This window comes from Nocardia sp. NRRL WC-3656, assembly GCF_000720265.1.
GTDB lineage: Bacteria > Actinomycetota > Actinomycetes > Mycobacteriales > Mycobacteriaceae > Nocardia > Nocardia nova.
The window spans coordinates 1-22,742 of sequence record NZ_JOJF01000030.1; the positions used below are offsets into that span (position 1 = coordinate 1).

Genomic DNA, 22,742 nt, shown 5'->3' on the forward strand with positions numbered 1-22,742 from the left:
CTCGCCCATATGCCAACGCGGACAGCATGTTCCGAGACGAGTTGAGGGTGGCACCGCTACGCGGTGCCACCCTCAACTCACTTCGACACAGAACCTAGTCGTCGTGTTGCCGGTCTTCGTGCGCGGAAAGGAATTTCGGTCGCAGGTCGGTGTCGATTGCACTGGCGGGAGTGCTGTCCGGTGCGGTGTATTCGTGGCTGAACAGCTGAGGTCCGGCGGATGCTCTGTCGCTCATGGTGAGTTCTCTCTGTCGTTATCGGATAGGTAGCTGATGTGCGCTGCCGGATGTGTCGACCCGGCGGATGGTTCCGCTGCTGCGCCACTGTCGTAGGGCTGCGGCTCTGCCGGTGCGTCCGGGAAGCTGGGCCAGCAGTTGGTCGATCGTGGATTCGTCGTCGACGCGGCAGGCCATCGCCATCACGGCGGCGGCCCTGTGGGGATCGGTGTGTGGCGGGATGATCAGAAGGATCTGCCGCCGGTCGCGGGCGCCGAGGATTTCGATCGTATGCGCGGTGCCGTGCCGGTTCCCGTCGAGGCGGACACTGCGTCCGGCGTGGGCAAGTTGGTGTGGGGTGAGAGTCCATTCACCGGGCTGGTAAACCACGCGGTGGATCGAGTCGAGCCGTCCCGCGATCGCGGTGATCAGGTGGGGCAGTTCGGTGGCGAGATCGGTGCTGTGTGGCCACCAAGCACCGTCGACATACCCCGTTTTCGTCTCGGCTGTTTTGAGTTGCACGCGTGCGCCATGCTCGCGGTCCAGGTGTGCGGTATCGGGGATGGGGCGGGTCGGGCAGTTCATGCCGACGCTCCTGACTCGGCCGCGGATCGGCCGCATTGAGGGAAGCCGGCGACGTGACGATCATGAGATCGCTCGGGATGTCGCCGAGCCGAACGGTTCGCTCCGCTCTGGCGTCGCCGGCGCTGGGCCCGTTCGCGGGCCGTGGCGGTCCTGTGGTGAGCGGATGGAGAACACACCCCGAGCAAGCGAATCATGCAGGCGCTGGTTGCGAAGAGTGATCCAGCGGCGTTCGACCGCTCGTGGTTTGCCGATCCGATAGTCGATCGTCAGGACCGTGATCCCGTCTCCGGATCAGAAGCGCCGAGCGGACCCTGTGGTCCACCGTCCGCTGCTACGAGACCGGGTGTCTACCTCGACGCTACGGGAATCTGCCGCCCGTGTCCACGTGGGCCCACGCCATCCGCATACTGCCCATGCCCGGCCGGATGCCGGCGAACGCTCTGCCGCCCGGGTCGGCAACCCTCCGAAAAGCACGAAACCCGCGCCACAGGCGCGGGTTTCGGGAAGGCTCGGTCCCTAGATGGCGCGAACGCTCTGGGCCTGCGGGCCCTTCTGGCCCTGGCCGATCTCGAATTCGACGCGCTGTCCCTCATCCAGGGACTTGAAGCCGGAGCCGGAAATCTCGGAGTAGTGGACGAAAACGTCGGGGCCTCCCCCGTCCTGAGCGATGAAGCCGAAGCCCTTTTCGCCGTTGAACCACTTCACACTGCCCTGCGACATACTGATGTACAACTTCCTGTTGCGAGCCGAGCGATCATGTCAACAACCCGTGCTCGCCAACCAGCATGTCACATGGACGCTGACCGGCCCGCGCCCGGCCCAGCCGAACGAACCTCGCCGATGTCTCTGGCGGGCAGGGCACCGGGTGGATATGCCGATGAGGAGTCGGCACAACGCGACGCCGCTGAACCCGACCTCTGGGATTGGTCAGTGGTTGTGTCACTCCTGCTGCGGGAAACCACCGGTGGTGTAGGACACCGGCCAGCGGGTGACCCCCGGCGAGTTTGACTGGCCGGTGCCGTGCTCGATGGTGGCGGCCGATTCGCCGGTGCGGGCCAGGGCCGAAGTGACATGGAGGCGGATCACCGCGTCGAGGACGGCGACAGCGAGCGCCTGGGGAAGGAAGACATCCATCTGGCCGGTGCGCGCGTCGGGCACGTTCACGTCGTCTCGGTCGGGTTGCTGCGCTGGTCGAGAGTGTGCTGCAGTTCGGTGTTGAGACGCTGCGCCTCGGCGAGCTGGTCTTCGAGGATCACGATGCGGCACGCGGCGTCGAGGGCGTTGCCGGCGTCGACGAGTTCACGCACGCGTGCGGCGATACGCAGCTGGTAGCGCGAGTAGCGGCGGTGCCCGCCGGGGGATCGTTGCGGGGTCAGCAGTTGCGCGGCGTCGAGGCCGCGCAAGAACGCTTGGGTGACACCGAGGATTTCCGCGGCGCGTCCCATCGAATAGGCGGGGTAATCGTCGTCGTCGAGTTTGTCGGCGGCACTGGGACCGTCGGCGGGGTGGGGGTTGGGTAGTTGCACAGGGCCTCTCGGGGTCAACGCCGACAGGCCCCGGCACGGTTGCGCCGGGGCCTGGAATCTACGGAAGGGGGAATGATGTCATTACTGTTCACCAGCCCGTGAGGGCCGCTTTCACACACCGCATCCGCTGCTTTCCCGGATGCGGAACTGATGATCGTCTGTTCAGTGACCACCTCCTGGATCGCCGATATTGCTGCGGTGCTTGGACATTCGATTGTTCGGTGATGCTTCGCCCCCTTCCGGCGGGTCCGGCCGACTGCTCCGGGTCTATCTGTCATCCGCCGGAAGGGGACGGTGGAACCTACTACTTCCGGGCAGTTCACCTGCCCGGCCACTCGGACTCATTAATTCGAACAGCAGCGACTCTACAACGGCATCCAGCGAATGTCTACACCCGACACGACAGATTTTCGGCTGCCGAGGGGAGTGCTTATATCACATGCGTGGGCCGGGTTTCGCGGGCGTGGGGACCGGGTAGGCCGGAAGTACCCGAGCGGACGGAGGGCGCGAGGCGAACGGGTACGGCTTCACCCGGGCGCGGGTTCCAGGTCGTGGATCGGCGAAGCGCAGCACAAGACCGCTGTTTCATCCGTTCAGGCCCGCGAGCGGTCCCGACGGCCCTCGCGGTTGAGCGTCGGCGAGTGCGCACAGCGTCAGCAAGGGACACACTCGAAGTGGTAGCGTGGCCTGCGATTTCCCGGCTGGACACGGTGCCGGCGTGAGATGACCAGTGGCAGGGCTCCCTCGCCGGCACCGGGCCTTCCGGTCCCTCGATTCCCCGGCTCAATGAGGAAGTCAAGGGCACAACAAGCCGGCTTGGGCAAACCGGCCCGCGGAAACCCGTGGCACACACCAAAACATCGGCGAAAGCGCCGCCCCGACAGCGTGTGATGTTGTGGCGCTTCACAACCTAGCGCATCCTCCCGGGCAAGCAAACCCGCATCCGGCAACTTCGCAGACACGAAATCGACAGCTCCGCTGCCTGTTTCGCTCGCGCGACCGCTCACCGTCTTCTACGGTGAGGTCGAGGGCCCCGGCGGACCGAGCCGCCGGGGCCCTCGTCTCGCTCGGGCGTGAAGGCGCCGACGGCGACTTCGAGCGCAGACGACGACCGGACCGGTTTGGGCACAAGCGGTTACATTCCGATCCCGGATTCGTTCAATTCGGCGACGCGAAAACCGCTTAATTCGACCATAAGTAGCACACCGGGCAGCGCGAATTTCTTCAGGCCACGAAACCGGCACGTCGTCGCGTCACGACCGGGTCGATCCACCACAATGCTGCACATGACGGACACGGCCGTAAGCGGGTTGGCAAATCGGCAGGCAGACCGGGTTCACCAGGCATCGCAGCCACGGGAGGGATTTCGGCCCGATATCGAGGGGTTGCGAGCAGTCGCGGTCGTGGCGGTTGTGTTGTTCCATGCCGGAATTCCGGGGATCAGCGGTGGATTTGTCGGTGTGGACATCTTTTTCGTGATTTCCGGATTTCTGATCACCGGAATACTGTGCCGGGAGGTGAGCGCCGGCGGCACCGTCGCGCTGGCCCGTTTCTACGGCGCACGTGCTCGCCGGCTGCTGCCCGCGGCGGGCATCGTGGTGGTCGCCACCGCGATCGGCGCGGCGGTGCTGTTGCCGCCGCTGCAGGCGCGCCAGGTCCTCGGCGACGGAATCGCCAGTGCGTTGTATGTCGGGAACAATCGGCTCGCCCTGCGCAGCACCGACTACCTCGCGGCGAGCGAGCCCCCTTCGCCGTTCGAGCACTTCTGGTCACTCGGCGTGGAGGAACAGTTCTATCTGGTGTGGCCGCTGCTCATCGTCGCGGTGGCGTGGCTCGTGCGGCGCCGCCGGACCGGATCGGCCACCGCACTCCCCTACCTGATCATTCTGACGGTGGTCGCCGCTCTCTCGTTCGCGATCTCACTGATCTGGACCGGCACGCTGCCGCCGTGGGCGTTCTTTTCGCTGCCCGCCCGGGCGTGGGAATTGGCCGCCGGCGGCCTGATCGCGCTCTCGGTTGCCGTGTGGTCCCGGTTGCCGCACTCGGTGGCCGCGCCGGCCGGATGGATGGGCCTGGTTCTGGTCGTGGTGGCCTGCACCCAGTTGAACGGCAGGACACCGTATCCCGGCAGCGCGGCCCTGCTTCCCGTCGCCGGCACCGCTCTGATGATTGTATCCGGCTGCGCCGGAGCACGTTTCGGGGTCGGCTCACTGCTGACCCGCCGTCCGATACGGGCGATCGGCGGCTTGTCCTACGCCTGGTACCTGTGGCATTGGCCGGTGTTGCTGCTGGCACCGCATATGCTGGGCCACCCGCTCGGGCGAGTCGGCGCATTCGGTGCGCTCGTGATGGCCGGCGGGCTTGCCATGCTCACCCAGTGGACGATCGAGAATCCGGTTCGCTTCGCGGCGCCGTTGCGGAACTCGGCCGTGCGCAGTCTCGCCTGCGGGGGCGCCTGCACCGCGCTCGCCGCGAGTGTGGCATTCGCGCTGCTCGTGCTCGTCCCCGCCCCGGTCGGGCACGGTGTGGCGGCACCTTCCCTCGTACTCACCACGCCCCGGGACTCGGCCGCACCCGCCGCAGACCCCCGCGACGAGGCGGTCCGGCAGCTGATGACACAGGCCCAAACCGCGGTCGCCGCCTCGGCCGAAATCCGTGCTGTCCCATCGAATCTCACCCCGTCGCTGGACAGCGCACCCGGCGACAAGGCCGATGTGTTCACCAATGGCTGTGTCCGGTCGTGGCGTGAGGTCGGCCAGGCCGAGTGCGCCTCGGGTGATCCGGAATCGCCCCCCACGGTGGCCTTGGTGGGCGATTCCCATGCGGCGATGTGGAATCCGGCGCTGGAGCCGATCGCCGAGGCGCGGCACTGGCGGCTGGAAACGATGGCCAAGGTCACCTGCCCCCTGCTGGACCTGCCCATCACCAGCCCGTACCTGGACCGGGAGTACACCGAATGCGAGCAATGGCGCGGCCAGGTGCTGAACCGGCTGCGAAACGAACACCCGCGGTTGATCGTCCTGGACATGTCCCGGCGCTACGGCGGCGATTTCGGCTTCGTCTCCTACGATCGAGCCTGGGTCGAGAGCCTGGGCCGCCTGGTTGCCCAACTCCGCGCGATCGGTTCGGCCGTTCTCGTTCTCGGGCCGATCCCCGATCCCCACACCACGGTGCCGACCTGCCTGTCCGAACACCTCGACGATGCCACCGCATGCGCACCCGCACGCCCGGCCGGGGTGAACGACGCCGGCGTTGCGGCCGAGCAGGCGGCAACGACGGCAGGCGGGGGCCAGTACGCCGATCTCACCTCCTTGTTCTGCACCGCCGCCCGCTGTCCCGTCATCGTCGGCAATACCTTGGTGTTCCGCGACGACAACCACCTGACGGTCAGCTACGCCCAGATCCTCGGACCCGCGATCGGCGCCCTCACCGACCGCGCCCTCGCCCATGAATGACGAGCATCGGGCGGCGGCAACGACGCACTGCCAGCTCGGCTCCTACGGCAGAGTGGTGGCGGACATGAAGTTCCACAGTCGATCTCGCAGGTCGTCGCCGGCTGCACCGGACGGCCACTGATGCAACTGCCCGTTCTCTACCCGGTACTGCACGGAGGTCCCGCTCCGGCACGGTCCGTAGCCTGCCGTCGTGCCGAATGCGTCGCTGGACTTGGCCGGCGGGACGGGGCAGCCATCGCGATCTACCCATGCGTCGACGTTGGCCACACCGGCTAGCGGATCGGAGATCGGATCGAGCTGCCCCTGGGCGATGCCGACGGAGATCGGCCGAGCGGGTTTGCAGGGCGATCCGGGACTGGGAACCAGCAGGGTTGGGTTCGGGAGGGTGGGATCCCCGCCCTCCCAAGAGGTTACGTCCGCGAAGACGTCGGGGGCATCGCACGCCATCCGCTGCGACATGATGCCGCCGTCGGACCACCCGCTGCTGTAGACGCGTGCGGCGTCGACGCACCATGTCGCCTCGATGTCGGCGACGACCGAGCGCAGGAACTGGACATCGATCGAGCCCTGCTGAAACTCCCAATCGTTGCCCACCAGACCGTTACCGGGATCCAGCGGCAGATTGTTCGCGTTGCCCTGCGGGTAGGCGACGATGAAGTGTTGCGCGGCGGCATAAGGAGTCCAGCCCGAGACCTGCTCGAAATCTGCCGCATTGCTGGCATTTCCATGCTCGGCGAGCAGCAGCGGCACCGAGGGTCCGGTCAGGCCGGCAGGAACGTCGAGCCGATAGATCCTGGTACCGATCGTCCGTACGACGGTGCCCGCTGTCGGTGCGAGGCTGCACTGCGCCGCGGCGGGGCGGATTCCGCTCCGATCACTGTGTGCCACATGCGCACCCTGGAACGACGTGACGACTGCTGCGAGGGCGGCCACGGCCGCGGCGAGTCGAATTGCGATAGCGCGCATACTTTCCCATCGTCGAGCCGGCGACCGTCAGCAGCCTACTGCGGCTGCGATTCTCACCGGTGGTAAACGGCCGAATCGGCATCGATGCGCGGTCGCCCCAGCAACACGCGGCTGCGGGTAGCGGCGGCTATGCGGCCGACGGTCGCAACCGGCCGCTGAGGACCGGGCGTTGGAAGAGGTCCTCCTGAGGGATGCCCCTGCTGGTGTGGCGTTCTCGGCCCCTGCGAGATACGTACGCGTCGCGAAACCATCGCACACGGTGATCAGAATGCCAGGCGCCGTAGCAGCTGAAGCAGTCATAGCGGCAGATAGTGTCATGAAGCACCGACATTTCGGCGACGACCTCGCTCGCGAACCGCACCCACCGGCCTGGTTCGACCTGCTGTTCGGCGTCCGAGGAGACGCCGGACCGCTCAGCTCATACGCTCGAAATGTGCTGTCACATCGCCCATTTCGCCGAGCGCGTCACGGACGATCCGGTCGACGGCCTCGGCGGTGTCGGTCGGATCGGCGCCGGGGTTGCGTGCGCCGCGCCGCACGGCCGCATGGGGCAACTCGATGATCAGCAGAGCCAATCGTTCGCGATCGGCCCGGCTGCGACAGCCCAGCCGGTCGCCGAGTTCTCTTATCCCGTCGTCGATTCGAGCCTGCTGCGCCGCGGCCACATCGCGAGATTCGGCACTCCACTGCGTGGACCCGAAAGCTTGCGGACCCGCGAGCAATACCGCCGCGTCCGTCGGGTGTCCTCGCGCCCAGTCGGTCACATGATGGGCGGCCTGTACGGCCGCCAGCCGCGGCGGATCCAGACGCAAGGCCTCGAGAAATCCGCGCTGGAATCGTTCCACGGTTCGCAGCCACAACCCCGCCAGCAGCGCCGCCCGGTCGGGAAATCGGTAGTAGACCGAGCCGCTCGGCGCACCCACGGCGGCCGCGACCGCGCTCATGGTCACCGCGGCGGGGCCGTGCGACGCCGCCAGGTCGGCAGCGGCGTCCAGCAGCGAGTCCAGATCCACAGTCGAGTGATCGCGGCCGACGCACAGGCGGTGGGTCGGCTGCTCGACACGCTGGGAAGCGGCGACGACCGGCTCTGGCCGACTCGGCAGTGGCCGGCCATGCGTTTCGATCGACCGTTGGGAGTCGACGCCACCGGCGGCCACGGCCCGATTCGATACACCTGCGTCGAGTACGTCCCTGGGCGCGAAGTGAAGTTCCGCTTCCATCGCCCGGCCGGCTTCGACGGAACTCACGGATTCGTCGTCGAGGAACTCGATGCCACCCATACCCGTCTGACACACGAGCTGATCATGCGAACCCACGGAAAGGACCGGCTCATTTGGCCTCTCGCGTGGCGCCGGCTGCACGACGCACTGATGGAGGACTCGCTCGACCTCGCCGAGACCACACTGGTTCCCGGATCGGCGCCCAGGAACCACCACAATCGATACGTTCGCTTCCTGCGTGGACGGATCCACCGCGATCAGGTCCGCAAGAGCAGGATCCGACCGTAAAGCGTGCCCGGATCCTCTGCGTCGCACTCGAAGCCGCGCCCACGAAGCCGGCATCGTCACCCTCGACCGAGTCTTCGCCACCACCCTCGGCCGAGGTAGCCTGCCATTGCCTGACGGTGACGCGGAGGGAAACGACGATTGAATACTTCGCTCAGCAGGCAATTTCCGCTCGATACTCGAGCGCTGAAGGTTTGCTAGCGATCGCGGAGTGGGTAACAGAACAGTAAGGCCGGCGTCCTGCCCGGCGTCGGCCTGCGCGTAAGCCGGAAGGCATGACGGGTTACGCGAAGTCGTTGCGGTGCCGCCGGGCCTATCGCCACCCCGGCGGCATCGCTACGTTCGGTGAGACGGCAACGTTCGCCGACAACAGGCTGGGTCGCCGAACGCCGGCTGTGGTCAGGGCGTCGGCGGCAGCATCGGGGACGGGGGCTCGTGAACCGTGACGAGAACGACGACGTCGCCGTAGGGGGCGCTTCCCCGTGCCAGCCGGTGGCCGAACTTCGCCAGGGGAATCTGCCACCGGTACTTGGCCTCGATCTCGGCCTGAACGAACGGCACCAGCGTGCCTGCGGTCACCACCTGCGCGTGCCCCTGGCGCTGGTGGGACCCCAGCGCCGGATGTCCGCGCCAATCGCCGGCCTGGACGAGCACACGGCCGTCGCGCAGCAGATCGTCGACTTCCGGAGCTCGGGAGGAGACGTGAAATGCCAACTGGCCGAGTCCGATAGGGACAACCAGCCGTGGCACGGTCACCAACTGCTTCGGCCCGGCGACCCGGGTGACGAGCACCGTTTTGGCCTGCTGCCACTCGCGCGCGACCCCGGTCGCCGGAACCCGGTTTCGCGGCGTCGCTCGCGCCACCGGGACCGGGCGTGCGAGCCGAAGGGGTGCGGTGGGAATATCGGTCAGGGTGTCTGTCATCGCATTCGCTCCTCTCCGCGACGAATTCGGTTGCCTGCGATCGCCGCCAAGGCGTACCGGAGACCGGGGTGGACCACCGCCACGCCCGGGCCGGCACGCACCGTTCACGAAGGAGAGTGCCCAGTCCTCGAGGAATTGCACGGATCCGGCAGCTCGGGCTCGATCGGCCCCCGCACGAGCATCCTTGATCGGCCGACTTCGATAGTGCACGCACGTCGGCGCCTCGGCAACGACCCTGATCACAGCGGGCACGCGGCGGCGAGCAAGTCGGGCTCAGCGACGTGCACTCGATCGCCGTCGATTCCGAGTTGCGGCTGCCATGCGGACGCAGGCACTACGCCGCCGCTGATCTACTCGACCGAGTTCCACACGCTAGCCGCGCCTTTGGTGTGCGGACCGGTGTGAACAACTGGACCGCGCATACGACCAGTCCGCCCAGCACCGCCGCAGGGGTGCGCACGTCGGGATTCGTGCCCAGTAGGCGCACGCGCGACGCGAATGACGTTGTCACGCATCGGATTCGGCGGGCGACGGCTCGCCCTCGGATACCTGATCGTCCGCCGCGGCACGGCGCCGCAGTCGCAGAGCCAGCTCCACATGACCGTTGTCGAGCAGGAATCCCAGAAACAGCGCGCGAAACGCCGCATGCACCGAATCCGGCGGCAGCGTGCCCGGCACCGCCATTTCGTGCAGTGCCAACCCGTGCGCCAGGGCCGTGAACGCCGGTGCGGCCGCGTCGGGTTCCGGGGCCCCGGCCGCGCGCACACCCGCGGCGGCTGCCCGGCGTGCGGCATCGAGCGCCCGCGCGGCGGCATCGCGGAACTCCGGGTGCCGCGCGGCGTGCAGATAGGCCTCGAACAACGCCGGCGTCTCCGGTGAGCGCGGGGTCGCGGCCGACGACAGCGCGGCGGCGATCTCGTCGGGTGTGCTGTGCGCCTCGGCCAACGCCTCGGCGAGCGCGACCTGGGTATCGGCGTCGGCGTCGGTGTAGACCCGCAGCGCTTCCTCGGTCAGCGCGTCGATCGAGTCGAAGAAGTAGCCGACCGTGGTCAGCGGTAGTCCGGCTCTTTCGGTGACCGCGCGATGAGTCACCCCGGCCACACCCACGGTCGCGGCGACCTCGACAGCGGCCGCGAGCAGGGCTTCGCGTCGGGCCAGGGCACTGGGACGGTGGCGGCGCGCGGTCACGATGCAACCCTAGGCCATCTCTGTAACTTCTTACAGTTTTCCTCTGGGCAGAGTCTGTACATTCTTCTAGACTCAGCCGCCATGACGTCCCTTCACGCATTTCGCGACGATGCGCTCGCCGAGCACGACGCGGTCGCCCTCGCCGAACTGGTCCGCAACGGTTCGGTGAGCCCGCAGGAACTCGCCGCCGCCGCCATCGAGCGAGCACGTGCGGTCGACCCGCGACTGGACGCCGTCGCCTGCGCGATCTACGACGCCCCGCGCTATCACTCGAAGTCCGATTCCGCCCTCTACGGCGTGCCGACGTTCGTCAAGGACAACACCGACCTGGCGGGACTGCCGACCAACCACGGCAGCGAGGCGTTCCGGGCGCGGCCGGCCGCGAAGAACGGCGCCTATGCCGAGCAGTTCCTCGGCACCGGACTGACGGTGCTCGGCAAATCGCGACTGCCGGAGTTCGGCTTCAATGCCACCACCGAATTCATGACCGAACCTCCGACGCGCAACCCGTGGGATCTGGATCGCTCGATCGGCGCCTCGTCGGGCGGTTCGGCCGCACTCGTCGCCGCGGGCGTGGTCCCGATCGCCCACGCCAACGACGGCGGCGGATCCATCCGCATCCCGGCCGCATGCGGCGGGCTCGTCGGGCTCAAGCCGAGCCGCGGCCGCCACATCGACGGCGAACAGGCGCGGCATGTGCCGATCCACATGATCTCCGAGGGCGTGCTCACCCGCACCGTGCGCGACACCGCGGCCTTCGTCGCCGCTGCCGAAAACGTCTGGCGCAACCCGAAACTCGCTCCCATCGGCGAGGTCCGCGGCCCGGCACAACGACGGCTGCGCGTCGGGCTGCTCATGCACAGCGTCACCGGAGCCGAGGTCGACGCGCCCACCCGCGCCGCGGTCGAGCACACCGCCACACTGCTGGAGAAGGCCGGGCACGTCGTCGAACCGATCGCCCTCCCGGTCACCGAGCAGTTCGCGGTGGATTTCGTCCAATACTGGGCGCTACTGGCCGATCTCGCGGTGAGCACGGGCAAGCTCATCCTGGACCGGTCGTTCGACGCGGCCGCCACCGACGGACTCACTCGTGGACTGCGCGCCCATCACCGCCGCAATCTGCACCGCACGCCGGCGGCGCTGCGCCGGCTGCGGCGCATCCCGGCCGCGTATGCGCGAATGTTCGCTCGGCTGGAAGTCGTTGTGTCGCCGGTACTCTCACACACCACACCGCCGCTGGGCCACATCGCCCCGACCGTCGCCTTCCCGGAACTGATCGACCGGCTCACCCGCTACGTCAGCTACACGCCACTGAACAACATCGCCGGCACCCCGGCGATCTCCCTGCCGATGGGCCGCACCACCGAAGGCCTGCCGGTCGGCGTGCAACTATCGGCCGCCCACGGCGACGAACGCACCCTGATCGAACTGGCCTACCTCCTCGAAGCCGAACAACCCTTTCCCCGCATCCAGGAGCACACGAACCCCTGACACCACGGTGCGGCGAGAGGGTGTGGCTACGTGCGTGCTGTATGGATGGATTGCGACAGCGGGTTCGACGATGCGCTCGCATTGATGGTGCTCGCGCGCGCACCTCACATCGAGCTCGTCGGAATCTCTACCGTGGTGGGAAATACCAGTCTGGCCAACACCACCGCCAACACTCTGGCCGTAGCCGAGTTCTGCGGACTGAACACACCGATCTACCGCGGGGCCGCCAAACCGCTGGCGCAGGAGCCGCAAACCATCGAACGGCTCCTCGGCGCCGGCGCCATGGGCACCCTGGGGCGCCGTTTCCCCACCGCCGGTCGCACCGCCGAGCCCGTCGATGCGGTTCACGCGTTGGCAGCAACGCTGCGCTCGGCGGCACCGAGGTCGATCACTATCCTGGCGACGGGGCCGCTGACCAACATCGCCGTGGTGTTGCTGCTACACCCCGAGCTGGTCGACGCCATCGACTCGATCGTATGGATGGGCGGCTCGACGGCCGGCGGGAACCACACCGCCGCCGCGGAATTCAACGCCTACGCCGACCCCGAAGCTCTCGACGGGGTACTGCGCTCCGGCGCCGCGGTCCGGATGTTCGGCCTCAACCTCACCCACCAAGTCCTCATCACTCCCGAGCACGAGCAACAGGTGCGGGCCATCGGCACCGAACGTGCCGCCATCGTCGCCGACCACGTCGGCTTCTACCTGCGCATGAGCGACCCCGCAACACCCCGGGCCACAGCCCTGCACGACCCCTCCGCCGCCGCCTACCTTCTCTGGCCGGATCTGTTCGAACTCGCGCCCGCCCGCGTCGATGTCGAACTCGGCCGAACCATCGGCCGCGGCGCGACCATCTGCGAGTTCCGGGTCCCCCGCAAAGCCGACCCGAACGCCCTCGTTGCCACTACCGCACAAGGCGACGAAGTCGTGACCCGAATCATGGCCGCGATATGCGCGCACCTCAGCCGAGTCGGCCTCAGCTGAGTCCGTGCACCCCGGGAGCCGGAAGTATTCGAATACGAAATCAGCTGCGGAACTGCATCATTCGTCACTTACCAGGGCTCGGTCCGCTCTCCTCGGTAATAGAAGGGACCGGGACGACGCTCACCGGTCGACAGCGGCTGATCCGCGGTCGTTGCGGTAGCGGCCGGGGGATGTGCCGAATTGCTTCTTGAACGCGTGGGAGAAGGCGTAGGGGTTGGCGTATCCGACCTGTTCGGCGATGGTGGGCAACGGGTCGGTGGTGTCGCGGAGCAGTGCGGCGGCTCGCGTCAGGCGCCACCAGGTCAGATATCCCATCGGCGGCCGGCCGACGAGGCCGGCGAATCGGCGGGTCAGAGTGGCGCGCGAGACTCCGGTTTCCGCGGCGAGGCTGTCGGTGGTCCAGGGCGCGGCCGGTGCGGTGTGCAGTGCCCGCAGGGCGGTGGCCGTGACCGGGTCGGTGAGCGCGGCCGACCAGATACCGGCATCGTTCTCGTTCATCCACGCGCGGATCATGTAGACCAGCAGCAGATCGAGCAGGCTCGGAACGGCGATGCAGGAGCCGGGGCTGCGCTGGTCGGCTTCCAATGCCAGCAGGTCGATGGCGGCGCGCAGTTCGCGATGATCGCCGATCCGATCCGGAAGGTGGATGATTGTCGGCAACTCCGCAACGAGGGGATGCTGCCCTCGGCGGTCGAGCCGATACGTCCCGCACAACACCTCGAAACCGCCTGCGCCCGAGTCTGTTTCATTCGGCTGCGCGGCCCGCCATTGCTCGAACGGGATCGCCCGTGTCGTAGCCGGCGCGTCGGTGGCCCGGTCGGCGAGCAGATGCCCGGTCCCGTGGGGCAGCAGAACCGCGTCGCCGGTGCCGAGGGTCACCGGATCGCCCTGGTCGGGAAGCAATCGGCAGCTGCCCCGCAACACGATGTGGAAGCCGGCGCCGGAGTAGGGCGCGAGCCGGGTGCACCAGTCACGCTCGCGGGTGAACAGCCGGCTCGACGACGGCTGCCCCAGGCGCACGGCCGCGATCGCATCGCTCAGCACATCCATAGAACAATCCTACGGAGAGCGCTCACGGTTGATCCGTTTGCGTATTCAAGTGAGCATCCTGAGCATTGATCGGCTCGGTTGCGGTCCATACCGTCGCGAGTATGGAAAGTTCGCAGAGCATCGTGCTGGGTGATGTCGAAATCTTCCGCGTGATCGAATGGCAGGGCACCCTGATGCCAGGCCCCGACCTGCTGCCGGACACGACCGATCGGACCTGGCGCGACAACGAGGACTGGCTCGCACCCGATCATTGGGATCCCGCTACCGAGCTGGCGGTCGCGGCAATCCAAACCTGGGTAGTGCGCAGCGCCGGGCGCACGATCCTGATCGACACAGGCGTCGGCAACGGGCGCGAACGGCCCGCCCGCGCGTTGTTCCACCACCGTTACGGTGATTTCCTCGACCGTCTGGCTCGTGCCGGGGTGCACCCGGACGATGTGGATCTCGTGATCAACACTCATGTGCACGGCGATCACGTCGGCTGGAACACTCATGACGTCGACGGGCAATGGGTGCCGACATTTCCCAACGCCCGGTACCTGATTCCGGCCGCCGACGACGCCTACTTCGGGCCCGACGGCGGCTACGCGGGCGGGCGCCGCCCCGACGACCGGCTGCTATACGACGACAGCATCGCACCGATCCACCGTGCCGGTCGGGCAGTCCTCTGGGACGACAGCTACCGGATCGACGAGAACCTGATCCTGGAATCCGCACCCGGCCACACCCCGGGTTCCGCGGTACTGCAGGTGAACTCCGGCAGCGACCGCGCCGTCTTCGTCGGCGATATGGTCCACAGCCCACTGCAACTGCTCGAACCCTCGCACAGCAGCTGCCTCTGCCTCGACCCACACCGGGCCGCCACCACCCGGCGCCGAATTCTCGAACGCGCCGCCGACCGACGGCAACTGGTGATCCCCGCCCACCTCGCCGGGCCCGGAGCAGTCGAAATACACCGCACGGGAACACATTTCACACTCGGCGAGTGGGCCGTGGCCGCAGCGGCGCCACGCTGACATCGGCAACCCCGGCCACTCTCGCATCGCCGACCCGACCCGTTGGACACCCAGAGCCACGCAGGGCCGCACGTGCGGTCGGCAGTGCGATGACCAGCGCCGGCACAGCCCGGTGCCGTGCCCATGGTCTCGAGACACGACTCGGGTAGAGATGCGCCGAAGCGGCCCGGAACGGTCCGCGTGGACCACAATAGGGACCGTATCGGGCTTGTCGGCAACAGTGAGGAGTACAGCGATGGCGGTGCATGTCAATGTCGACAATTTCGTGCGGGCCGAGACGGATCGGATGTTCGCCGATCTGCAGCGCGACGCCGGCGGGATCAACACCTTTCTGCACAATCGGGAACCGGCCTCGATCGATCGTCAGACCGTGATCCGCCTCAACCGCGACACCCTCTACAGCTTCGCCGTCGTCGACCTCGCCGCGGGCGCGACCGTGACGCTGCCCGAACACGGCGACCGCTACCTGTCGGCCATGGTCGTCAGCGAGGACCACTACGTCGAGAAGGTCTTTCACGATGCCGGGTCCTATGAACTGCGGTCCGACGACTGCGGCACCGACTACGCCCTGGTGGCGGTGCGGATCCTCGCCGACCCGAATTCCGCCGAGGACCTCGCGGCGGTTGCGGCCCTGCAAGACGGACTCTCGCTCACCGCCGGCTCGGCGCGCGAGTTCGTCCCACCCCACTACGACACCGCCGGGCTGGACGCCACCCGCACGGCGCTGCTGACCCTGGCCGCGGGCATGAACGGTTTCGACGCGACGTTCGGCCGCCGCGATCAGGTCGACCCGGTGCGTCATCTGATCGGTACGGCGGCCGGCTGGGGCGGGCTGCCCAGCGAGGAAGCCTCCTACGTCGGCGTGGCCCCCGACCTGCCGCCCGGCAACTACGAGTTCACCCTGCGCGCGGTGCCCGTCGACGGGTTCTGGTCGGTCTCGGTCTACAACGCGGCCGGCTATTTCGAGAAGAATGCGCGAAACAGCTACAGCGTCAACAACATCACCGGAGTGCCGAACGCGGACGGATCGGTCACGGTCCGGTTCGGCGACTTCCCCGACAGCGTCCCCAACGCGATCCCCACCCCCGAGGGCTGGAACGTCGTGGTCCGGTTGTACCGGCCCCGCGCCGAGATCCTCACCGGCGCATGGACGCTGCCGGAGCTGGTGCCGGCACGCGAGTGACCGCTCCACGACCCGCCGTTCGTGCCGGTTTCCGAAATGCGTTCGCTTCGCATACCCACTCCCCACAGCTGCCCCGGTGAAATACTGGTACCCGGTATCACCAACTGCCGGCGACAGTTTCGAGCCGGCGGATGCCGCTCACGGATTGGGAGACGTTTGTGCAGTACATGCCCCAGATCGCATCGGATATCGCCGCAATGCACGCCCAGTACCAGGAACTTCTTCATGGGGATCGATGGTCGCTGCGCGCTCTGTTCAGTACCGACGACTGCGATATCGCGCAATATTGCAGCAGTTTCAGGCCCAACCGGTTCGGCGCCCAAGCCTGCGCGGAGGTCGAGGCGTTCTGCCGCAGGCACCGGATCTGGCTGGAAAGGGGTGGTGCCGCCTACAACTCGATGACGCCCTACCTGCATCCGCGGACGATCAGCCTCGCGCGGATGACGACGATCGGTATCTACAACGCAATCCTGTTCGCGCTCAACGACACCGTGGGCCGCGAGAAGTTCAGCCATCTGTCCGAGGCCGAGCGAGCGCAGGCACAACTCGAGGTCGACCGGCTGTGTCGATTATTCGAGTCCGGCCGGATCCGGCCGGACAACTCCACGCCCATTGTCGAGGCGACCGTCGAATTCTTGACGACCCTCACCGATCAAGCCGAGCCGGTGTGGCTGGAGCGATTCCGCGCATCGACGATCGACCATTTGCGCTCGGCGATCCGCGATCAGAATGTCGGCGCGCGCGGTGACCTGCTCAGCGTCGACGACTACATAGCCCTGCGTAACGAGGTCTCGGGGATGTACCCCGCGATCCAGCTGTGCGAGTTCGCGCGCGACACCACACTGCCCTGGGACCGGCTCGCGGCCGCGGGCCTCGCCGAGGATCTGCGCACGCTGGAACGTCTCACCGCCGAAGTCGGAGCGCTGATGAACGATGTCTTCTCCTTCGAGAAGGAGGTCATCGTGGACCGCTCGGATTTCAACCTCATCTCGATTCTGCTGCTCAATACGCCCGGCGCGACGCTGGCCGACGCCGTGCTCGGCGCCGCGCGGATCGTGCGCGAGCGATTCACCGACTTCCGCGGGCTGCGGCAGGATCTGCTCGACCGCTGCCCCGCACTCAGCCCACCGCTGGCCACCGCCGTCACCGCCTACGCCGACGACCTCGATCAATGCGTCCAAGCGAGCTGGGTTTGGCAATGCGCCACCTCCCGCTACAAGGGCCGGTCGATATTCGCCGAGGCTCACCACCGGTGAGCAGTCCACCGATGACGTGACGAATCGGGCATGCAGTACCTTTGTCTGCAGCGTCACGATCAGCAGTACCAGCCGGGGGAAGTTTCGCCGGGCACCGAAGTAGCAGCAGAAGCGCATCGGACATGGGGAGTTGGAGTGGACGATCTGAGCACGGCACTCGCCCAGCAATGGGAGCGCGCGCTGGCGACGATTACCGCTCACCCTTCCTACGCCACCGTAGAAATTTCGTTTCTGCGCGATCTTCTGGAAGAACTCCACGCCAGTCTCACCGCGGAGACCTTCGACGCGGCCGCCGGCTCCCGAGTGGGAGCGGCGCTGGCGGGTGCCCGGCTCACCGATCCCGCGGTGCCGGTCGTATCCGCGCCGGTATTGCACCGACTCACCGAATTCAGCGATCACCCCGAGACCGGCCCGCGTATGGCCGCCCTGCTCGTCGCGTTCGGCCACGGCCACCACTTCCTCGCCGAAGCGATCAGGGCCGACGATGTCGAGGAAGGCCAGCGCCGGTTCCGGCTCGTGTTCGACCACGCGTCCATCGCCATCGCGATCGGTGACACCAATGGTGTTCTGCTGGAAGCCAATCCCCATCTGGCCGACATGATCGGGGTACCGGTCGAGTCGCTGCGCGGCATCAGCGTCTACGACTTCGCCCACCCCGACGATCAGGCCGCGATCCGCGCGATGGTCTACGACGACCTCGTGCCGGCCAGGGCGGGCACGGCGAAGATCGAACGGCGCCTGCAACGCGCGGACGGCAGCACCGGATGGGCCACATTCGCGATCACCTATGTCCGGAGCGCCTTCGGGCCGGACTATCTGCTCGCCATCGGCGAAGACGTCACCGAACGCCACCAACTGCAGGAGCAGCTCCACTATCAGGCGCGCCACGACGCGCTCACCGAGCTGCCCAACCGCCGCCATCTCCTCGACACCCTCAAATCGGTGATCTCCGCGGCCGGCGAGAACGATCTGATGGGACTGTGCTTCACCGACCTGGACCACTTCAAAGAGGTCAACGACCGATACGGTCACGGCGTCGGCGACCAGGTGCTGGCCACCGTCGCCCGCCGCCTGCACGACAGCCTGCAAGACGACGGATGCCTGGTCGCGCGAATCGGCGGCGACGAATTCGTCACCCTCATCCCGCCCCCGGCCGACACCCGTAGAGTCGCGGCGGTCGCGGACCGCCTGCGCGGCGCCCTCTCGCATCCCCTCATCGTCGGCGGCCACCGGCTCCACATCTCCGCCAGCATCGGAGCCGTCGTCACACCGGTCGCCGGCAAGGACCCGGAATGGCTGCTCGACGCGGCCGACACCTCGCTGTACGACGCCAAATCCGGCGCCCGCGGCAACTGGATCCTGCACACCGTCCATGCGGCCGAGGGTGCCGACGACAGCTCCGCCCGATGCGGAAACGCTTGAGGCGCAGCGGGTTCGACGGCCGCTATGCGCGGGTAGGCAACACTCGATAGACGATCTCCACACCGCCACCGTCCAACGGCCGCGAACTCTCGAATGCCAGATCGGTCTGCGGATTCAGCGAATCGGTCAGGCGCATGCCGCTGCCGACGAAGAACGGCAGGATGACGAGTTCGAGTTTGTCGAGAACGCCGAGGGCGCGATAGGTCTCGATCGTGCCGGGCCCACCGATGAGATGGACATCGCCGCCACGGTTGGCAGCACGCACCTTCTCCAGCAACCGGAGCGGATCGTCGTCGACGATCACATCGTCGGGCGTGCCCTCGGGCCGATGCGAACCCAGGACGAAGACCTCCAGGTTTGGCCACGGCCAGCGATCGGCGGTCAACGCCGGTTCGAACGTGGTACGGCCCATCAGGGCGGCCTCGCAGGTACGCAGGAATTCGGCGATGCCGTGGCTGCCCGGACCGTGCACTGGATCGACGACCTGAGGCGGCCAACCGTCCGGAGTCGTCACATAGCCGTCGGCGGTCATGCACAGGCGAGCCAGGATCTGCATCGGTTCATCCATTCTGTCGAGTACGCAGAAGAGACGATGCCCGCGGCCGAAAATCATCGACGGCTCGCGGCGGTGGAGACGGTCCTTCACTCGCCCCGGTAGCGCACCTGGAATTCCTTGATCCCGTTCAACCAGCCCGACCGCAATCGGCGTGGGTCTCCCAGTTTGCGAATGTCGGGAAGGTGGTCGGCGACAGCGTTGAAGATCAGGTCTATCTCCAGTCGGGCCAGGTTGGCGCCGATGCAGAAGTGCGCGCCCGTACCGCCGAATGCCAAGTGCGGGTTGGGATCACGAGTGATGTCGAAGGTAAACGGGGCGTCGAAGACCTCTTCGTCGAAATTCGCGGATCGGTAGACGATCAGGACCCGCTGACCCTTCCGGATCCGCACGCCACCGAGTTCGGTGTCCTCCAGCGCGGTGCGCTGGAACGTACTCACCGGCGTCGCCCAGCGGACGATCTCGTCGACGGCGGTCTTGGGCCGCTGCGACTTGAAAAGCTCCCATTGATCCGGGTTTTCGAGAAACGCGATCATGCCGTGCGTGATCGCGTTGCGGGTGGTCTCGTTGCCCGCGACGGCCAGGAGGATGACGAAGAAGCCGAACTCCTCGGAGGTCAGTGCTTCCCCGTCGACGTCGGCGTGGACCAGTTCGGTCACGATGTCGTCGGCCGGCTGCGACTTTCGCGCCTCGGCCATCTGCCAGGCGTAGGCCAGGAGTTCGGCGGAGGCGGCCAGGGGGTCGACGCCGGCGTACTCGGGGTCGTCGTATCCGATCATCTCGTTGGACCACCGGAAGATCTTCATCCGGTCCTCCTGCGGCACGCCGATCAGTTCCGCGATCGCCTGCAACGGCAATTCACACGCCACCTGCGTGACGAAGTCACCGGCGCCCGCCTCGGCGGCCGCGGTGACGATGGCCTCGGCGCGGGCGGACAACTCCGCGCGCAGCCCGTTGACCGCCCGCGGCGTGAACCCTTTCGAGATCAGCTTGCGCATCCTGGTGTGTTGCGGCGCATCCTGATTGAGCAGAACGAGCCGCTGCATTTCCATCCGCTCGGGGGTGAGTTCGACGCCGTATCGCGGCAGCGCGGTGTTCTCGGCATTGGAGAACACGTCGCTGCGCCGCGACACCTCCTTGACGTCGGTGTGTTTGGTCACGACCCAGAATCCGTCGTCCGGAAAACCGTCGGAACCGGGCGACTTGGCATTCCACCAGATCGGAGCCGCACGGCGCAGTTCCGCCAGCTCTTCGACCGGCACCCGCCGGGCCCACATATCCGGATCCGTGACATCGAAATCTCGCGGAATATCGGGACGCGTCGCACGCATATCAACCACCGGGCCGTCATCGCTGACTGAAACAGGTTCTAGAGGTATTCAAGCACAATCAGCGGCCGCTCATACCCGTCTCCAGCGACCTCGATGGTCGTGGCAACCGGCCGCGACGGTGGAATCCGGGGCATCCGGCGGCCGAAAGTCCTCCCGGCCGTAGACCAGTGACCCGACCATGCCGGACGTTGCACCCTTCCACCCGAACAGCGCTCTCGACGAGTCTGGATCCGACGCGGCTTCTTTTTCGTCCGAGGGTTTGCCGCATCCCGCGACGATGGGTGACCGGGTTGCGCAGCACCAACGGCGAGGCCGCCGAGACGACGTCAGGAGTTCCGATGCCCCACTGGCGAGGCCCGCTGCGACCCGACCGTCCGACCGAGGATGCTCTCACCCCGGCGGTTGCCGATGCGACTCTCGATCGAATCGCCGACGCCCCCGCCGCATCGGCGCCGCCGACCGGGTCAGAGCCACGACAACATCACCGTTCTGCGCGGCTGCGATCACGATCGGTTGTCGTCGAGGGCCGTATCGCCCGTTATTCGGTCGGCGGACACGGTCCCCGCGTGCTCTTCCTGCACGGTTGGGGACTGGGGCGATACGCCTATACCCGCCCGCTCGAGGAACTCGTTCGAATGGGAGTGCACGTCTTCGCCCCCGCGCTTCCCGGCTTCGGGGGCACCGCAGGATTGCCGATCGAGGATCGGTCTCTCGCCGGCTACGCCCGGTGGGTCGGAGATTTCATCGAGGCGATCGACCTGCCGCTGCCGGTCACCGTGGTCGGGCACTCCTTCGGGGGCGGCGTAGCGATCCAGGCCGCGCACGATCTACCGGAGCTCGCCGAGCGGCTCGTGCTCGTGAACTCCATCGGCGGCTCGGCATGGACCGACGGTCGCGGGGTGGCACGCGCACTCCGTGAGCGTCCGCTGTGGGACTGGGGCCTGCACTTGCCGGCAGACCTGCTGCCCGGTCGCCAACTGACCCGGGTCCTGCCGGTGATCATGCGTGACGCGGTGCCCAACGTCCTGCGGAACCCGACAGCGGTGTGGGAAGTCGCGCACCTGGCCCGGACCGCCAACCTCACCTCCGAGCTCAACGAACTCGCCGAGCGCCGGCTGCCCGTCTTCGTGGTGTGGAGCAAGCGAGACACGATCATCCCGGAATCCACGTCGATGTCGCTGCGGACCGCCCTGGGCGACCCCCGCACGATCACGGTGCCCGGCGGGCACGGCTGGCTCCTCGACGACCCGCACGCCTTCGGGGAAATCATCACCAACGTCGTCCGGGAACCGGATTCCGGCTTCGAGCCCGATACCCGGCCGACGGCACAGTAGCGATCGTCACCGGCGAAGAACACCCCGCCCTCGAGCTTCGGGCAGCACCGGTCTGATGTTTTCCTCAGATACGATTTCGGTGATGATTCCGACGCAGGAGGGCCTGATGACCACCGAATCCGTCCCGCGCAACCGTGTCGATCGGCGCCGCGAGCGCACCCGCAACGCCCTGCTCGGTGCTGCCCGGAAGTTCCTGTCCGAGGGGCGAACCGCGGTGAGCATTCAGGAGATCACCGACGCCGCCGACGTCGGATTCGGCTCCTTCTACAACCATTTCGAGTCGAAGGATCAACTCTTCGACGCGGCGGTGCGCTCGGCGTTGCAGGTCTACAGCGAGATGCGCGACGCCATCGTCGCGCTCTACGACGACCCGGCCGAAGTGTTCGCGGTGAGTTTCCGCATGACCGGGCGTTTGCAGCGGCAGGTGCCCGAGATGGTCCGGGTGATCCTGAACTCCGGGATGTCGGTATTGCTGCGCGAGGAAGGTCTGGCCCCACGCGCCCGTCACGACATCATCGCCGCGCAGGAGGCGGGCCGCTTCGACCCGATGGACCCGGATATGGCGGTGATGGCCGCGGGTGGGGCCCTACTGGGTCTCCTGCAACTGCTCGACGCGCAACCCGGCGCCGACGTCGAGACGCGGACCGACGACATGGCGTTCCACGTCTTGCGCATGTTCGGCATGAACAAGCGATCGGCGCACAAGCTCGCCACCAGCCCACTGCCACCACAGCCCCAGCTCTGAACACCGCCGGCCGACGC

At 67.2% G+C, this 22,742-nt stretch carries 22 protein-coding genes; 10 read left to right on the forward strand and 12 right to left on the reverse strand.

The annotated features are described in order from the left end of the window. Positions 1-94: 94 nt before the first annotated feature. The 5 genes from IG65_RS38060 to IG65_RS0128295 form a co-directional block, all read right to left on the reverse strand. The gene (locus tag IG65_RS38060; RefSeq protein ID WP_156055821.1) at positions 95-235 is read right to left on the reverse strand and encodes a hypothetical protein; all 141 of its coding nucleotides are present in this window, start codon (positions 233-235) and stop codon (positions 95-97) included. Positions 236-253: 18 nt separating this feature from the next. Further along, a complete protein-coding gene (locus tag IG65_RS0128280; protein ID WP_051757054.1) occupies positions 254-799 on the reverse strand; it encodes a DUF5994 family protein in 546 nt (181 codons plus the stop codon). Between the two features lie 516 nt (positions 800-1,315). Continuing rightward, positions 1,316-1,519: a cold-shock protein gene (locus IG65_RS0128285; RefSeq protein ID WP_030517997.1), complete on the reverse strand. Its 204-nt coding sequence runs from the start codon at positions 1,517-1,519 to the stop codon at positions 1,316-1,318. Positions 1,520-1,738: 219 nt separating this feature from the next. Next, positions 1,739-1,963, reverse strand: coding sequence for a hypothetical protein (locus IG65_RS0128290; RefSeq protein WP_030517998.1), 225 nt, complete (start codon positions 1,961-1,963; stop codon positions 1,739-1,741). Next, the gene (locus IG65_RS0128295) at positions 1,960-2,325 is read right to left on the reverse strand and encodes a MerR family transcriptional regulator (protein WP_030517999.1); all 366 of its coding nucleotides are present in this window, start codon (positions 2,323-2,325) and stop codon (positions 1,960-1,962) included. The genes IG65_RS0128290 and IG65_RS0128295 overlap by 4 nt, the downstream gene beginning before the upstream one ends. 1,277 nt (positions 2,326-3,602) lie before the next feature. On the opposite strand from IG65_RS0128295, the gene IG65_RS0128305 reads away from it, so the two are divergent. Then, complete coding sequence (locus IG65_RS0128305) at positions 3,603-5,780, forward strand: acyltransferase (protein WP_030518000.1); 2,178 nt, start codon at positions 3,603-3,605, stop codon at positions 5,778-5,780. A gap of 42 nt (positions 5,781-5,822) precedes the next feature. Here the strand turns inward: IG65_RS0128305 and IG65_RS0128310 are convergent, their stop codons facing one another. Continuing rightward, complete coding sequence (locus IG65_RS0128310; protein WP_051757057.1) at positions 5,823-6,746, reverse strand: PHB depolymerase family esterase; 924 nt, start codon at positions 6,744-6,746, stop codon at positions 5,823-5,825. 413 nt (positions 6,747-7,159) lie between these two features. After that, positions 7,160-7,759: a TetR/AcrR family transcriptional regulator gene (locus IG65_RS0128315; RefSeq protein ID WP_231509482.1), complete on the reverse strand. Its 600-nt coding sequence runs from the start codon at positions 7,757-7,759 to the stop codon at positions 7,160-7,162. 6 nt (positions 7,760-7,765) lie between these two features. Between IG65_RS0128315 and IG65_RS39380 the strand changes: the two genes are divergently transcribed. Continuing rightward, positions 7,766-8,254, forward strand: a complete 489-nt coding sequence (locus IG65_RS39380) for an SRPBCC family protein (RefSeq protein ID WP_231509484.1) — start codon at positions 7,766-7,768, stop codon at positions 8,252-8,254. A 396-nt stretch (positions 8,255-8,650) separates the two neighbouring features. Here IG65_RS39380 and IG65_RS0128330 read toward each other — a convergent pair whose 3' ends face one another. Then, entirely contained in the window at positions 8,651-9,175 is a 525-nt protein-coding gene (locus IG65_RS0128330; RefSeq protein WP_051757061.1) for a hypothetical protein, read from the reverse strand. Positions 9,176-9,682: 507 nt separating this feature from the next. After that, positions 9,683-10,363 (reverse strand): TetR/AcrR family transcriptional regulator, encoded by a 681-nt coding sequence (locus IG65_RS0128335; RefSeq protein WP_051757064.1) that lies wholly within the window; start codon positions 10,361-10,363, stop codon positions 9,683-9,685. A gap of 81 nt (positions 10,364-10,444) precedes the next feature. Here IG65_RS0128335 and IG65_RS0128340 point away from each other — a divergent pair, with 81 nt between their 5' ends. Then, positions 10,445-11,854 (forward strand): amidase, encoded by a 1,410-nt coding sequence (locus IG65_RS0128340; protein WP_030518006.1) that lies wholly within the window; start codon positions 10,445-10,447, stop codon positions 11,852-11,854. A gap of 30 nt (positions 11,855-11,884) precedes the next feature. Beyond that, entirely contained in the window at positions 11,885-12,835 is a 951-nt protein-coding gene (locus IG65_RS0128345; RefSeq protein WP_156055824.1) for a nucleoside hydrolase, read from the forward strand. 120 nt (positions 12,836-12,955) lie between these two features. On the opposite strand, the gene IG65_RS0128350 is transcribed toward IG65_RS0128345, so the two are convergent. Then, a complete protein-coding gene (locus IG65_RS0128350; protein ID WP_030518008.1) occupies positions 12,956-13,885 on the reverse strand; it encodes an AraC family transcriptional regulator in 930 nt (309 codons plus the stop codon). Positions 13,886-13,986: 101 nt separating this feature from the next. Here IG65_RS0128350 and IG65_RS0128355 point away from each other — a divergent pair, with 101 nt between their 5' ends. The 4 genes from IG65_RS0128355 to IG65_RS0128370 all read left to right on the forward strand — a co-directional run bounded on the left by IG65_RS0128355 (position 13,987) and on the right by IG65_RS0128370 (position 18,762). Further along, positions 13,987-14,901 (forward strand): MBL fold metallo-hydrolase, encoded by a 915-nt coding sequence (locus IG65_RS0128355; protein ID WP_030518009.1) that lies wholly within the window; start codon positions 13,987-13,989, stop codon positions 14,899-14,901. Positions 14,902-15,136: 235 nt separating this feature from the next. Next, positions 15,137-16,084 carry a DUF1214 domain-containing protein gene (locus IG65_RS0128360; RefSeq protein WP_030518010.1) on the forward strand — a complete coding sequence of 316 codons (948 nt, stop codon included), beginning with the start codon at positions 15,137-15,139 and terminating at the stop codon, positions 16,082-16,084. Between the two features lie 167 nt (positions 16,085-16,251). Continuing rightward, positions 16,252-17,340, forward strand: a complete 1,089-nt coding sequence (locus IG65_RS0128365; protein WP_081879835.1) for a terpene synthase family protein — start codon at positions 16,252-16,254, stop codon at positions 17,338-17,340. 135 nt (positions 17,341-17,475) lie between these two features. Next, complete coding sequence (locus IG65_RS0128370) at positions 17,476-18,762, forward strand: sensor domain-containing diguanylate cyclase (protein WP_030518012.1); 1,287 nt, start codon at positions 17,476-17,478, stop codon at positions 18,760-18,762. A gap of 22 nt (positions 18,763-18,784) precedes the next feature. Here the strand turns inward: IG65_RS0128370 and IG65_RS0128375 are convergent, their stop codons facing one another. Both IG65_RS0128375 and IG65_RS0128380 read right to left on the reverse strand, forming a co-directional pair. Beyond that, positions 18,785-19,330 carry a dihydrofolate reductase family protein gene (locus IG65_RS0128375; RefSeq protein ID WP_197039954.1) on the reverse strand — a complete coding sequence of 182 codons (546 nt, stop codon included), beginning with the start codon at positions 19,328-19,330 and terminating at the stop codon, positions 18,785-18,787. Between the two features lie 74 nt (positions 19,331-19,404). After that, the gene (locus IG65_RS0128380) at positions 19,405-20,646 is read right to left on the reverse strand and encodes a cytochrome P450 (protein WP_030518014.1); all 1,242 of its coding nucleotides are present in this window, start codon (positions 20,644-20,646) and stop codon (positions 19,405-19,407) included. 566 nt (positions 20,647-21,212) lie between these two features. Between IG65_RS0128380 and IG65_RS0128385 the strand changes: the two genes are divergently transcribed. Both IG65_RS0128385 and IG65_RS0128390 read left to right on the forward strand, forming a co-directional pair. After that, a complete protein-coding gene (locus IG65_RS0128385) occupies positions 21,213-21,980 on the forward strand; it encodes an alpha/beta fold hydrolase (protein WP_227462826.1) in 768 nt (255 codons plus the stop codon). An 82-nt stretch (positions 21,981-22,062) separates the two neighbouring features. Beyond that, a complete protein-coding gene (locus IG65_RS0128390) occupies positions 22,063-22,725 on the forward strand; it encodes a TetR/AcrR family transcriptional regulator (protein WP_030518016.1) in 663 nt (220 codons plus the stop codon). Positions 22,726-22,742: the final 17 nt, after the last annotated feature.

What these genes read in the sequence shown, in the direction of transcription:
- IG65_RS0128305 (WP_030518000.1), top strand. Translation starts at nt 3,603, where the DNA reads ATGCTGCACATGACGGACACGGCCGTAAGCGGGTTGGCAAATCGGCAG.
- IG65_RS0128330 (WP_051757061.1), bottom strand. Translation starts at nt 9,175, where the DNA reads ATGACAGACACCCTGACCGATATTCCCACCGCACCCCTTCGGCTCGCA.
- IG65_RS0128350 (WP_030518008.1), bottom strand. Translation starts at nt 13,885, where the DNA reads ATGGATGTGCTGAGCGATGCGATCGCGGCCGTGCGCCTGGGGCAGCCG.
- IG65_RS0128375 (WP_197039954.1), bottom strand. Translation starts at nt 19,330, where the DNA reads ATGGATGAACCGATGCAGATCCTGGCTCGCCTGTGCATGACCGCCGAC.
- IG65_RS0128355 (WP_030518009.1), top strand. Translation starts at nt 13,987, where the DNA reads ATGGAAAGTTCGCAGAGCATCGTGCTGGGTGATGTCGAAATCTTCCGC.
- IG65_RS38060 (WP_156055821.1), bottom strand. Translation starts at nt 235, where the DNA reads ATGAGCGACAGAGCATCCGCCGGACCTCAGCTGTTCAGCCACGAATAC.
- IG65_RS0128390 (WP_030518016.1), top strand. Translation starts at nt 22,063, where the DNA reads ATGATTCCGACGCAGGAGGGCCTGATGACCACCGAATCCGTCCCGCGC.
- IG65_RS0128340 (WP_030518006.1), top strand. Translation starts at nt 10,445, where the DNA reads ATGACGTCCCTTCACGCATTTCGCGACGATGCGCTCGCCGAGCACGAC.
- IG65_RS0128360 (WP_030518010.1), top strand. Translation starts at nt 15,137, where the DNA reads ATGGCGGTGCATGTCAATGTCGACAATTTCGTGCGGGCCGAGACGGAT.
- IG65_RS0128365 (WP_081879835.1), top strand. Translation starts at nt 16,252, where the DNA reads ATGCCCCAGATCGCATCGGATATCGCCGCAATGCACGCCCAGTACCAG.
- IG65_RS0128380 (WP_030518014.1), bottom strand. Translation starts at nt 20,646, where the DNA reads ATGCGTGCGACGCGTCCCGATATTCCGCGAGATTTCGATGTCACGGAT.
- IG65_RS0128280 (WP_051757054.1), bottom strand. Translation starts at nt 799, where the DNA reads ATGAACTGCCCGACCCGCCCCATCCCCGATACCGCACACCTGGACCGC.
- IG65_RS0128285 (WP_030517997.1), bottom strand. Translation starts at nt 1,519, where the DNA reads ATGTCGCAGGGCAGTGTGAAGTGGTTCAACGGCGAAAAGGGCTTCGGC.
- IG65_RS0128310 (WP_051757057.1), bottom strand. Translation starts at nt 6,746, where the DNA reads ATGCGCGCTATCGCAATTCGACTCGCCGCGGCCGTGGCCGCCCTCGCA.